This is a genomic window from Vibrio sp. VGrn 2, from assembly GCF_009361695.1.
GTDB classification, from domain to species: Bacteria; Pseudomonadota; Gammaproteobacteria; order Enterobacterales; family Vibrionaceae; genus Vibrio; species Vibrio diabolicus.
In genome coordinates, this window is sequence record NZ_RBWD01000012.1 from 141290 (window position 1) to 155029 (window position 13740).

General features: G+C 43.1%; 9 protein-coding genes. 4 read left to right on the forward strand and 5 right to left on the reverse strand.

Annotation, left to right across the window (positions count from 1 at the left end):
- Positions 1-203 precede the first annotated feature (203 nt).
- Positions 204-1643, forward strand: coding sequence for an FAD-dependent oxidoreductase (locus tag D8S93_RS18595; protein ID WP_152814685.1), 1440 nt, complete (start codon positions 204-206; stop codon positions 1641-1643).
- A 27-nt stretch (positions 1644-1670) separates the two neighbouring features.
- On the opposite strand, the gene D8S93_RS18600 is transcribed toward D8S93_RS18595, so the two are convergent.
- From D8S93_RS18600 to D8S93_RS18610, 3 genes are read right to left on the reverse strand one after another with little or no spacing between them, the layout of a single operon-like run.
- On the reverse strand, positions 1671-2606 hold the full coding sequence (locus D8S93_RS18600) for a biotin-dependent carboxyltransferase family protein (RefSeq protein ID WP_152814687.1): 936 nt from the start codon (positions 2604-2606) through the stop codon (positions 1671-1673).
- Positions 2603-3286, reverse strand: coding sequence for a 5-oxoprolinase subunit B family protein (locus D8S93_RS18605; protein WP_152814689.1), 684 nt, complete (start codon positions 3284-3286; stop codon positions 2603-2605). Before D8S93_RS18605 ends, D8S93_RS18600 begins: the two co-directional genes overlap by 4 nt.
- The gene (locus D8S93_RS18610) at positions 3286-4041 is read right to left on the reverse strand and encodes a 5-oxoprolinase subunit PxpA (protein WP_152814691.1); all 756 of its coding nucleotides are present in this window, start codon (positions 4039-4041) and stop codon (positions 3286-3288) included. Before D8S93_RS18610 ends, D8S93_RS18605 begins: the two co-directional genes overlap by 1 nt.
- A gap of 319 nt (positions 4042-4360) precedes the next feature.
- On the opposite strand from D8S93_RS18610, the gene D8S93_RS18615 reads away from it, so the two are divergent.
- Both D8S93_RS18615 and galE read left to right on the forward strand, forming a co-directional pair.
- Positions 4361-6319: a diguanylate cyclase domain-containing protein gene (locus D8S93_RS18615; protein ID WP_152814693.1), complete on the forward strand. Its 1959-nt coding sequence runs from the start codon at positions 4361-4363 to the stop codon at positions 6317-6319.
- A gap of 54 nt (positions 6320-6373) precedes the next feature.
- On the forward strand, positions 6374-7390 hold the full coding sequence (gene galE, locus D8S93_RS18620; protein WP_134645666.1) for a UDP-glucose 4-epimerase GalE: 1017 nt from the start codon (positions 6374-6376) through the stop codon (positions 7388-7390).
- A gap of 333 nt (positions 7391-7723) precedes the next feature.
- Here galE and D8S93_RS18630 read toward each other — a convergent pair whose 3' ends face one another.
- A complete protein-coding gene (locus tag D8S93_RS18630; protein WP_152814695.1) occupies positions 7724-9862 on the reverse strand; it encodes a TonB-dependent hemoglobin/transferrin/lactoferrin family receptor in 2139 nt (712 codons plus the stop codon).
- Positions 9863-10093: 231 nt separating this feature from the next.
- Here D8S93_RS18630 and D8S93_RS18635 point away from each other — a divergent pair, with 231 nt between their 5' ends.
- Complete coding sequence (locus tag D8S93_RS18635) at positions 10094-10981, forward strand: LysR family transcriptional regulator (RefSeq protein ID WP_268978892.1); 888 nt, start codon at positions 10094-10096, stop codon at positions 10979-10981.
- A 76-nt stretch (positions 10982-11057) separates the two neighbouring features.
- Here the strand turns inward: D8S93_RS18635 and D8S93_RS18640 are convergent, their stop codons facing one another.
- A complete protein-coding gene (locus D8S93_RS18640) occupies positions 11058-13691 on the reverse strand; it encodes a bifunctional acetate--CoA ligase family protein/GNAT family N-acetyltransferase (protein WP_152814699.1) in 2634 nt (877 codons plus the stop codon).
- Between the last annotated feature and the right edge of the window lie 49 nt (positions 13692-13740).

Sequence of the window (13740 nt, forward strand, 5' to 3'; positions counted from 1 at the left end):
TTATTCACATAGGCATAAAAAAGTGTCTTCCTAACCATGTCGTCAAGTACTTTTTTTGCAATTTTTTTCTACTTTAACGCACCATAAAGGCGCAGTTGGATATTTCGCAAACCCATGAACTTTTTGTGATTTTAATCAAGCCCAAACACGAGTAGAATCCACCGTTAGTAAAGAATTTTCCTTATAAAATTTTTAGTGAAGCAATGAAGTCTGAGTTTCCAAATTACAAAGATAAGCACATCGCTGTTGTTGGTGGCGGTGTCGCAGGTGCAACAGCAGCAATTCATTTTGCGGAGCTGGGTTTTAAAGTTTCCGTAATAGAGAAGGGCGTATCACTGGTAAATGGTCCGCCCATTTGCCATTTACATGCAGGTGGCAACTTATATCGAGAGATTTCTGAGCAACAATGTTTAGATTTGTTAGCACAATCCATTGATACCGTTCGCCTATATCCGCTTTCACTGAATATTCGCCCGACGATCATTGCAGTTCCTTATTCTGATGGTGGAGACCCATCCGCACTTATTCCTCGACTAGAGGTGGTGAAAAATGCGTATAAAACGCTCGTTGATAAAGATCAAAGCAACAAAGTGCTTGGTGAACCAAGTGAATACTACAAATTGTATTCAAAAGAGGATCTAGAAGCACTCGCACAACGCACTCAACCAAGTCACCCTGCAACCTTTGATGAGTGGTGTATTCCTTTTGCTCAACATGCTGATCTAGAAGCGCTAAAGTACCCAGTTGTGGCGGTTCAGGAATATGGCTGGAGTGTTTTTCGCCTTGCCGCAATTGCCAACTTAACGTTGAACGCTCTGCCAAACGCCTCAGTATGCACACAAGCAACGCTCAAACAAGCGGACTGGATGGGTAATCACTGGCAACTTGGTTACGAACGAGATGGCATTGATTATCTTATGACATGTGACTACTTGGTCAATGCATGTGGTTTTGAAACAGGATCCATTGACAATACCATCGGTGCCAAGCGTGATAGGTTAGTTGAGTTTAAGGCCGCTTACGTAACCAAGTGGGCAGACTGTCAACAACTGTGGCCAGAAGTTATTTTCCATGGACCGCGTGGAACTGATAAAGGAATGGCTCAACTGACCCCCTATGGTAATGGTTATTTTCAGCTTCACGGCATGACGAAAGGAATTACGCTATTTGAAGATGGCTTAGTTGAGAGTACGCCGTCTTCTGCTCAGCCTGAACTGCCAGTACCTTTACTCTCAAAGATACGTAACGGTTGGCGAGAAGAAGTCTTAGAAGAACGAACCAATAATGCTATTAAACACATGGCGCAGTTCATTCCCGACTATCATTCTGCTATCAAAGGGGGAAAAGCCCTGTTTGGTGCCCAGCAAATTCCTGGAACGGATCCGGTACTCAGGGCAGCCGATGTGACCTTTGAAGACAACCATTACGCACGAATAGAAGTGGTAAAAGCGTCATCAACACTACTCGCAGCGCAAAAAATGCTTCAGTTCTGGTTTGATATCGAACCTAACCAAAACGTGGAATCACAACATCCAGTCGCTGTGCATTGGTCTGAGCAAGAAATTGAGCAGTACGCGATTAAACTCACGCAAGAGCGAGACTATCCGCAAGCGTTAGCAGAGCGTTATGGGATGCCGGCATAACAGTTACGTATGGGCTCAGAGGTTGTATTAATATCCAAAAAACTGAGCCCATTGGCACCATACTTCTTGCAAGCTTTGTCTATCTCCTTTCACAAAATTCACTTTTTGCCCGGGTTTCGCCTGTGCCAACCTTGGCAGGTCAATACGTGCTACACAGCCAAACTTAGGATAGCCACCGATGGTTTGGTGATCGTTGAGCAACACAATGGGATTACCATCGTTAGGAACTTGAATCGATCCTAGCGCAATTCCTTCCGACAGTACGCCTTCGTAAGGCGGTTTGATTTTGTTTCCCTCAAGACGATAGCCCATTCGATTTGAATCAGGGGATATGGTGAATGCGTTGCTATAAAAGGCTTGGCGAGTGTCTTCATCAAAGTCCTCATTTTGATAGCCTTCAATCACTCTCAGCTTAATGGGTAAGTTGTAATCCGGCTTAAAGCGAAATGTCATCAGCCTTGGTTTGTGTTTCGGTAAGTTATGAGGAAAAAAGGGAAGAATATCGCCTGCTTTTAAAGCGCCACCATTTGAGTCATAACCACCAAGAGATTCTCTCGTGACTGTAGAGGCACTTCCTAAGTGCTGAGCAATATCGAATCCACCTTTAACCGCAAGATAGGATCGAAGTCCATTTTTTGCGACTCCGAACTGCAGCTTCTGCCCCTTCTTCAACGTAAAGTCAGACCAATTTGAGATAGGCTCACCATCTACTTTTGCATTCAAATCACCACCACATATTGCAAGATGGCAGTTATGTAGTGCGACAAAGCAAGCGTTACCCAAAGTAATTTCAATCGCTGCACAATTGACTACGTTACTAAGTAAATGGTTTGCCCAACTGTGGGCGTAATCATCTACGGGGCCACCTTGAGTCACGCCAATATGCGCTAAGCCAAAACGACCAAAGTCTTGAATCAAAGAAAGTGGCCCTGACTTTTCCACCAGCAATCCAGCGTAACTCATAGAACACCTCCTAACTCGATAAACTTTTGTTTGGAAATGGCATCAAACGTGACCTTGTCACCTACTTCAAACGGTATAAATGGTGGCGTATCAGAGAAAAGGGGAAGCGGGCTTCTACCGATAATGTTCCATCCGCCAGGACTATCTGATGGATAGACGGCCGTTTTAGAGTCTGCGATTCCCACACTTCCGGCTGGTACTCGCGTTCTTGGTGTAGCTAACCTTGGCATATATAATTGAGTATCGACATCGGATAGGAATGCAAAACCCGGAGCAAAACCAATCGCTGAAACCGCATACTCGGCTTGAGTATGTAAGGAAATGAGCGCGTCTAATGATAGTCCACGATCTTGAAAGCGGGGCAAATCTAGCGCGGTTTCTTCGGAGTAGTATACGGGAATAGTGATGTGGTTAGGTTGAACAAGACTGAGCGATTGAGTATTAAACTGACGGCTCATTTGATGCAGTTTATGCACTAAATCTTTTTCATTGATTCGAAAAGGCAAGTAATCAATGAGGATGGTTTGATAGGAGGGGACCACATTCATAATGATTGACGCTAAAGTGTCTTTGATGTTTCGAGCAAGTTCTCCGACCGCATTTTCAGAGATACTCTCGTCAAACTTAATGAAAATACTGCACTCGGAGATCAAAGAAATACTAAATTTCTCTTTATGCATTAATTTCCTCCCGCGTATAGGCTTTGGCGGATCTTTTGGATCAGCGCGATCGACTCTTCATTATCACCATGAACACAAATCGTATCGGCTTCCAGTAAAATGTAGCCGCCAGAAGCGGTTTTGACACGACCAGAATCTGCTAACGTACGGACTTGCTCAAGTATCGCATGCTCATTCTTTAACACGGCATTAGGCTGTGTCCTAGGTGTAAGTAATCCGTCATCTTGATACAAACGGTCTGCAAATGCTTCAAACAGCAAGGGAACGTCATAATCATCTGCGATTTCTAAGTATTTTTCGTTTTCCTGTGACGCTAGAATCATTAACGGCACTTTGAATAAAGCTGCCGCCTTTACGACTGATCTAAATATCGCATCACTTTTCATCATGTCGTTGTATAACGCGCCATGAGGCTTTATATAGCTGATATCTGTGTATTGAGCCCGACAAAGTGCCTGTAAAGCGCCTACTTGGTATATAACCATGTTAGTAATTTCATCACCCGTCATGTTTATACTGCGCCTGCCGAAGCCTTGGAGGTCGGCGTAGCCCGGGTGTGCTCCAATATCAACATCGTTGTCGTTGGCGAGACTGATAGTGTCGTGCATGACATTAGGATCGGAAGCATGAAAACCACACGCGATGTTTGCCATATCAACATGAGGCATAACATCTTCGTCTGCCCCCATAATCCAAGAGCCAAAGCTCTCACCCATGTCACAGTTCAATGTAAGTTGCTGTTTATTCAATGTCATACGTTTTATTTCTACACAAGCAATGGGTTCACGATGCAGGAAAATGCATCTAGGTTCAGTGACTCACTTCATTCTTCTATCATGAAAGCGAGGTTTATGATCTGATGGCTGACGAAAAAGATCACTTTAGTCCATAAAGATGTTGCCGTTATTTGAGTTGATCCGAATTTTAAGGTATTTCGTTCCTTTTCCATCCAATTTTTGAGAATTTAAGGTTATTTTGCATTGGCATCGTGTTAATCTTGTCGCCCTTAATGGGTAATAGATTGCATAACAACGCTTCTGTCATTTTTAGTGGTTGTCTGCGACAGGAATACATATGTCATTACGAGCAAAGCTTATTTGGCCAATTTTGGTCTTTATAACGGCTATCTTTGTTATCTCAAAAGGTTATACCTCGTATACTGCATACCAATCGTCTAAGCATGAGTTGGTCGAACAAACGAGAAAGTTGATTAACAATGTTTCTTTCTCAATTAAAGATGCGCTAACGACAAAGAACAAGCAAAAAGCTCAAACTACTCTCATCAACTTTTTAAACCAGCCGAATGTTACGCGGGTTAAACTTTACGACCAAGATGATCAGCCTTTCGTTGTTCTTGAAGGAAGTGGGGTATCAGCTCCCGTCCCTAATCAAACTGAAAGAAGCAAGTTACACGCGCTAGGTTATGCCTTATCAGCCAAATTTCTTTATGTTCTAGAACCGATTATTCACGATGGTCGTGTCATTGGCAGTATGAGGGTTACGCTTTCCCATCGTCCAATCATAGAAGCCCAACAATCTTTACTTCAAGATGGTGCTGTACTTCTTCTGTTGCTGTTCGCTGGTGGCACTATCTTTTACATAAGTATCAATAGGCTTGTTCTCAAACCTGTCATAGAACTGAGTCATACGATAGAGAGTGTGACACACGGACAAAATACGGATACTCAAGTTCGCTATTACTCCAAGGATGAAATTGGAGAACTCGCACATTCCTTCAATCAAATGATGAACAAGTTGACAACACGCGAGAAACAGCGGCAACACTCATTAGAAATGTTAGAACAAAAGCGGGCGTTTTCAGAAGAAGTCATTGAATCTGTTCAACATGCATTAGTTATTACCGACAACTTCGGGCGTGTTATTTACTGTAATACTGCGACTCGGCAGATATTTCAAAAAAAGTCAGAGGAACTTGAGCATGCCAATATCCGTGATCTAATTAAAACGAAAACACCGAATGAGCTGAGCCAAATCCTAAGTAGGGGGTTAGAGTGCGATGACATTCACCTCAAAAATGCAGACAACGAACAGCAGTTGAGTTTAACCAGTCGTCGTTTGTCCACACATGGACACTTATTGTTTTCGATTCAAGATATCACCGAAATTGAAGAGGCCATGAGCAGGCAGCGTGTTGCGGGGCGTGTTTTTGAGAGCAGCCAAGATGGCCTCATCGTTCTTAATCATCGAGGTGTTATCACAATGGCTAACCCTGCGGTCACTAAGTTAGTTGGACTAGAGATGGATCAGCTTATTGGGAAGTCATTTATCCAAACACTTAAGTGGCGCAAGTTGCAGGAAATGATGCCTAGCATCATTGAATCGATAGAAAACTACGGGGTATGGCAAGGGGAAGTTATTGAACAGAACCATCTTGGCCAGTTTGTGCCGATGTTTGCAAGGGTTAATCGCATCGTTAAGTGTGAAGACCATGGGTTCTACGACCTGGTCATTGTTCTTACCGATCTTTCTGGCGCAAAAGAGATGGAACGGCTTGAGTACTTAGCTCATCACGATGCATTAACGGGGTTAGCGAATCGCTCTAAGTTCCATTTAGAGTTGGAAGAATTAGTACAACGGTCGGGATACTTACGTGACGAATTTGCGGTGCTTTACCTCGATCTCGATGGTTTTAAAGAGGTTAATGATACTTATGGCCATGACGCAGGTGATGAAGTTCTGAAAAAAGTAGCCGAGCGTCTAACATCTGCGACTCGACATAGTGATTTAATCGCAAGACTTTCGGGTGATGAATTTGTCATGTTGGTTAATCCTGCCAACCAAAAAGTCGTCACCCGAATTGCAGAACAACTGCTCGAAAGCGTATGCACACCAATCGAGTACAAAGGTAACTCGCTCAAGGTTGGCGTTAGCATCGGCGTAAAATTGGTCGGTGTTAATGAGCGAGATGCCACTCGAGTGTTAAAAAGTGCAGATACTGCAATGTATCAAGCTAAAAAAGCCGGAAAAGGCCAAGCAATATTAATGGGATGCGAATTGCAGGAGACAGTTTAAATCGTAACGTCAAAGCTTTAAACTAAACCCATTCGCGTCAGAAGGAATGATAAAATGAAAGTACTTGTTACGGGTGGTATGGGCTATATTGGTAGCCATACATGTATTCAAATGATCGAAGCTGGTATGACGCCAGTGATTCTAGATAACCTGTACAACAGTAAGTCTACGGTCTTAGATCGCATTGAAAAGGTATGTGGCGTAAAGCCAACCTTCATTCAAGCCGATATCAGAGATAAATCGACAATGGTAGAGGTTCTAAAATCGCACGATATCGAAGCGGTTATCCATTTTGCAGGTTTAAAGGCCGTCGGTGAGTCCGTAGCAAAACCCCTAGAGTATTATGACAACAATGTGAATGGCACTTTGGTATTGGTTGATGCAATGCGCGAAGCTGGAGTTAAATCGTTGGTATTTAGCTCCTCAGCAACTGTCTATGGCGATCCTGCATCTGTTCCAATCACAGAAGACTTTCCAACTAGCGCAACTAACCCTTATGGACGCAGTAAATTAATGGTGGAAGAATGTTTAACGGACTTCCAAAAAGCGAATCCAGATTGGAGCATCACACTTCTTCGTTACTTTAACCCTGTAGGTTCACATCCAACTGGTGAGTTAGGTGAAGATCCTCAAGGTATTCCAAATAACCTAATGCCGTTTGTTTCTCAAGTTGCAGTGGGCCGCCGAGAGTTCCTCTCTGTATTCGGTAGCGACTACCCAACGAAAGATGGCACCGGCGTGCGTGACTACATTCATGTGATGGACTTATCCGATGGTCACGTCGCTGCTTTGGAAAAAGTAGGCAACAAAGCTGGCCTTCATGTCTATAACCTTGGCACTGGTAATGGCTACAGTGTGCTTGAAATGGTGAAAGCATTTGAAGCCGCAAGTGGTAAAGATGTTCCATACCAACTTGTTGAACGTCGTCCAGGCGATATTGCGGAGTGTTGGGCTGATCCATCAAAAGCAATAAATGAGTTAGGTTGGAAAGCGTCTCGCACTCTAGAAGAAATGACTGGTGATACATGGCGTTGGCAATCTAACAACCCTCAAGGTTACCCAGACGTCTAATTTTGATTTACATAATAATAACAAAAAGACGCATAATTGCGTCTTTTTTGATCCAAATCGGAAAAAATCGTAAATTACTGGTTAAAAGGTAGCAAGTCTATATAGAGCTGTTAAACTATGTCCGACTCTTAATTTGGGTTATAAATTTTCTCATAGCTATTGGGGTAGTTCATGGAACTCGGTCTGATCATCACTTTTATCATTGCAGCAGCAGTAATGGTGAAAAAAGAGATGGCAAAACAGTAAACTTTCATTTTTCATACTTTTCTTTACATTTTTGAAATGAAAGCCATAAAAAAGCCAGCATTACGCTGGCTTTTGTGTTTTTAAGGTTTAGAACTCGTATTTAACACTAATGTTGTAATTACGCTCAGCTTGCGTTTTATCTCGACTTAACTCAGTCTTACCGCGAACATCGTTCCAAAGATGGTATTCTTCATTCGTCAGATTCATAACACCAGCATGAATGGTTATATCTTTCATTGGTTTGTAGTACGCCGTTAAGTCAACGACTGTCGCAGACGGCAAAGCAACTTGGTCTTTGATTCCGCCTTTATCACCATCAGAGTTGATATCACTGTTCGATTTCTTAGCCGTGTAGTTTACTTTTAGGCTTGTCCCCCAAAGTGCATTTGGTGAATCGTAATTTACCGCTGCCACTGCATTCCATGGGTTGACGCTATTCAATGGGTTACCATCACCATCTTCACCTTCTGTGTATGCTGCAACAAAACGAGTTGTCACGCCTGATGGAAGACCGGCAATAGCATGCCAATCAAGACGGTTAGAGAGCTCAACCCCTTTAATATTTGCTTCATTAATATTGATATTTGTGAATTCAGTTAAACCACCATTATTTGATGACGTTTGCTCAATAAAGTCACTGTAATCACTGTAGTAGAACGCTACTTCAGTTGCAGACGCTGCAGTGTTATGACGGTAACCAAGCTCATAAGACAAACTCTTTTCAGATCCCAAATTTGGGTTAGGGCGGTTAATATAGCCATGAGACGGATTATCGTAGGTGTAGTAAAGCTCGTCGAACGATGGCGCTCGAAACCCTTGGCTCACTTGCGCGAAGATCGTGCCAGGTTGCGATATAGAGTAAGTTGCTCCTAAACGACCAGTTAATGCAGAGTCGCTAAACTTCTCGAATGACTCTTCAGAGGTGTTGGAAGGATTAGTAGAGAAGTAATCGTAACGCACACCTGGAGTCAGAATTAGCTTGTCATTAAGAAGTGAAATTTCATCTTGCAAGAATAAACCAAAGCTTTCTTCTTTTGCATCCGGAGTGTAAACGTAAATGGTATCTGGCGTGCCGGGATCGGAATTCAACTCGCGATTGGTATTACTGATGTCACTATGTTTATACGATATTCCGTAAACAATATAGTGATTTTGAATCTCTTTATCTAACTGAGTTTCGAATTCAAATTTGTCTTCAGTATATTCATAATCTTTTTTCTGTTGGTTGTCACCACTAGGCGGTACGTAAGGTGGATAACCTGGGCTGGCTTCGATAAAGCGATTAGACACGCCGTTTTCTTCTTTACCAATCCATGTAAGCTTGGACGTGATCGTATCCGAGATAGCTGCATCTGCAAACCAAATGTGCTTGAGCCCAATGCGATTTTGCTTGGTTGTGTCTTCAGCGTTGAAGTTTTTGTAACTTTTATGTGCGATCTCTGAGTCAGTCTCGTTGTAAATAACTTCTCCCAAGAACTCCAAGCGATGAGCGTCATTCAATTGAGATTGAAGTTTTACCAATAGATCGTTTTTGTAATAATCTTGGTTGTCCACAGAATAGTTATCGTAAGGTGCCTTAGAGAAATTTTGTAGATCTCCACCATCACGTCGTGTAAAGGCAATAAGTGCTTCTGTATTAGCGAAACGCTTTGCTAAAGCTACATGCTCACTAAAAGAGTTATCTTCCGATGAATAAGAAAGTTTTGCTTGACCACCAAAGTCTTTACCATCTTTGAGGAAATCCTTCGGATCTTTTGTTTCGAATGCGACAACACCGCCAATTGCATCACTACCATGTAGGCTAGAAGCTGCACCTTTAACAATTTCGACACTCTTTAGCATATCAGGGTCAACAGTAACGGCACTAGAATTGATAAACGAATATGGTCCACCGCTGAATACACCTGGTTGAGATGCACCGTCTACTAAGATTTTAACTCGTTTACCTTCCGTCCCGCGAATGTTAATACTTTGAACGCCTTGGCGTTGAGTGCCATTAACAGTAACTCCTGGCGTATACTCGAATAGATCATTCAAGTCCTTTACCATGTTTTCTTCGATTTCTTTCTCAGAAATAACGGCAACAGACGCAGCAACCGTATCCATGGTTTGGTTGGTACGGGTTGCCGACACAACGACTTCTTCAAACTTAGAAACTTCTTCCGCATAAGCAGTCTGGGAAAGGGCAATCAGAATAGAGGCTGACAAAATTGTTTTTTTATACATTGGCTTCAATACCTTAGATCCATAATAGGTAACAACAAACGGATATTAATGGATCTAAATAATAATTACTATCACTACCGTTATCACTTGTAGCTTTATCCTGAATAGAACTCTTAGGTTATGAGCATTTCTAGTCTTTAGTTATCAGTGTGTTATATTGTTTAACGTTAGTTCTTGGTAAGATCATCCAAATACAATCAATGTGACAAAAATCACATTAAGAGAGGCCATGTGCAGAGTCCAATTACGTTAGAAGCGCTCCATATTCTGGATGCCATTGACCGAAGAGGGAGTTTTGCAGCTGCTGCGAATGAGTTAGATAGAGCCCCGTCATCACTGAGCTATCAGATCCAGAAACTCGAGCAAGACTTAGACATCATTATCTTCGATCGCTCTGGCCACAAAGCCCATTTTACTGAAGCAGGAAAGCTCATCCTTGAAAGAGGACGAGCCATTTTACAAGCCAGTGAAAAGTTAGTGAATGATGCAACGTTATTGGCGAATGGTTGGGAACTGGATATTACCATTGCCTTTGATGGCATTATTCCTATATCCAATTTCTTCCCTATGGTTGATGCATTGGCTGAAGTCAGCTCAACACGAATCAGACTGCAAGAAGAGATCTTGGCTGGTAGCTGGGAATCGCTGAATACAGGTAGAGCGGATTTACTGATTTGCCCATCACTGGATACACTTCCTCAAGAAGTCAAATCAGAAAAAATTGGTAAGATGAGCATGTTTTGGGTAGCGGCAGCTGATCACTATGTTCACAAGCGTAGTGGTAAGTTTGATGAGGCGGCGCGAGAAAAGTACCGAATCATTGCCATTGCAGACACTGCACGCGAACAACCCGCGCTCTCAATTAATATCATTCAAAAACAGCCTCGCTTGACCGTCACCAACTTTACGGCAAAAGTAGATGCGCTCACTGCAGGTTTAGGCATTGGTACGTTACCAAGCCAAATTGCACAACCTTTGATTGATAGTGGCGTATTGAAGCGAATCGAAGGTACAGAAGAGCAACCGATGGATATTATCTTAGCATGGCGCCGAAATACCATGGGTGAGGCGAAATCCTGGTGTATTCAATACTTGAAAAAGAATTGGAAACTAAAGTAACAACGTAACTTTTACTTCTTAGGTTCCCATTGCTTATCGAATCTAAGAAGTAAAGTTATCGCTAATGCTTTATTTTTCAATTTAAAGGAAGCACCATATCTGCCGTACCATCGGCAAACTGAACATCGACTTCAAATCCCAGGTTTTGAGCTAACATCAACATCCCTCTGTTTGTAGGCATGGTCATTCCAGACATTTGCTTTGTGCCTTTAATCTTGCAATAGCTGATAATTTTCTGCATCAGCACTTTACCTAAGCCTTTTCCTTTCAAATCTGAACGAACCAAAATAGCAAACTCAGCATCACTATTATCTGGAGTAATCAATGCGCGGGCTACGCCTATGATAGACGGTCCGTCGGTATTAAACGCTACCGCAACAAACGCCATTTCGCGGTCATAGTCGATTTGAGTGAAGTTTGCCAAAGCCTCATGGTTGAACTCACCAACCTCAGAAAAGAAACGCTTATACAGATCTTCTTTCGATACGCTATTAATGAATTGAGCATGCAGCGGCTCATCTTCAGGCAGGATAGGGCGAAGCAGGATAGGTTGGCCATCTCGAAGCGTTACAGTTTCGACAAATTCTGCCGGGAAAGGACGAATCGCCAGACGTTTTTGCGCATCTCCCTCGTATTTACACAGTGTGATGTCCGCATCGAGGATAGTTAAATCGCTTCCCGACACCAATACTGGATGGATATCCAGTCTTTGTATTTCTGGCAACTCAACCGCCATTTGGGAGATACGAACTAAGAATTTCGACAACTCACTGATATCGAGCGCATCTTTGTGTTTCTGCAGGCGAATCTTTCCAGACTTTAAAGCAACAACGACAAGGTAGCGTGCAAGCGTCATGTTCAAAGGAGGAAGTGCAGCGACGGCATCTTGGGCTATATTCCACTCAGAGCCGCCTTGACCAAGCAAGATCACTGGTCCAAAGACTTTATCTACTGCAATACTAATCCGTAGCTCTTCAGCGCTGCCGAGCTTTGCCATCCCTTGTACCAAGAGCCCATGTACATTGGCGGAAGGGTAACTGAGCTTTACGGTATCTAAAATGGATAGCGCTGCGTTGGAAACTTCTCGACTGTTTCTTAAATTTAGAGCGACACCGTGAACATCCGATTTGTGAGGAATGTCTGGAGAACGCAATTTAACCGCAACAGGGTATCCAATATTTTCTGCCATATGAACAGCTTCAATGTCGTCAGATGCTATCCACGTAGGCAAAACGTTAAACCCGAACAGCTTAAATAATGGGCTGGTTTGATGCGTGTCCAAGGTAACTGTGTTTTTATCCAGTAGTCGTTCGTTTACCCATTCTTTTGCTGAACTCACACTTCCAGAATGTAATGGCTCTGCCGTCGTTGGCGTTTCCATTAGTTGTTTCTGGTTTTGTCTATATTCAACCAAGTGCATGTATGCTACAACCGCACTTTCAGGTGTTCTATAGGTTGGAATACCTGCTTGAGTAAAGGCCAGTCGTGCCTCTCTCGACGTTTGTTCTCCTGACCAGTTGGTCAAGATATTAAAATGCTTATGCCGAGGGTGAGCCTTGATCGCCTCAATAACAGCTTGAGCAGTTTCAAGAGGGTCGGAAACTGCAGAAGGACTATGCATAATCAAGATCGCATCTGCACAGTCGTTATTCATCAGTGCGTTAATGGTTTCAATGTAGCGTTTTTTTGTTGCGTCACCTGACAGATCAATCGGATTTCGAGCGCGCCAGTTGGACGGGAGTACAGTTTGTAACTGCTCAATGGAAGCGTCATCAAGCGTTGCGAGCTGGCCACCACGTTCAATCAAAGTATCAACGGACATAACAGCAGGGCCACCGCCATTGGTGACGATCGCTAAACGCTCCCCACGAAGTGGCACAGAATGCGTGAGTGTTTCTACCGCAGCGAAGAGCTCATGCGTATTGCTGACTCGTAACATACCAGTTCGACGGATGGCAGAATCGTAAATTACATCAAGCGTATCACCATCTTGCTGTTCGAAAGTATTCATCTCTTTAGAGCGGCCAGCTTTTAATACCAATATACGGCGGTTACGTGAAGCAGCTCGCGCAGCAGACATAAATCGTCGAGCATCCTGGATGTTATCCACATAAAGCAGAATAGCTTCCGTATTCCCATCCATACTTAAGTAATCAAGCAAATCTGCAAAATCGATATCCTGTCCGCGTCCAATCGAAATGAACGAAGAAAAGCCAATATTCTTATCATTTGCCCAGTCTAACACTGTGGTACAAACCGCCGCAGATTGTGAGATGAACGCAATTTTTCCGGGCTTAGCCGCAACAGGAGAAAACGTGCAGTTAAAATTGTGCCAAGGCAAGATAATACCTAAGCTGTTTGGTCCTAAAACTCGAATATTCAATGATGAAATATTTAAAGGCTGGGCGTCATCAGAGATAACAATCGCAAACGGTGTGCCTCTCTCATCTAACTCTTTAAGCAGTTGCTCGTTGCGTGAAACGTTCGTACATAAAATCGCAATATCTGGCGTATAGGGTAGGGAAGCCATATCAGGGTAGGCTATAACTCCGGATACCGCTTTGTATCGCGGCGTTACTGGCATAATCGCGCCACCAAACCCACTTTGTAGAAGGTTGCGCATAACTACATGTCCTGCTCGCAATGCTTTTTGAGATGCCCCAATAACGGCCACAGAGTTGGGTTTAAAGAGTTTATGTAGTTTATTCATGCTGACTCCTAGCCGTTTGCAAGTAACGTTTGCCTATCGGTTTCATATC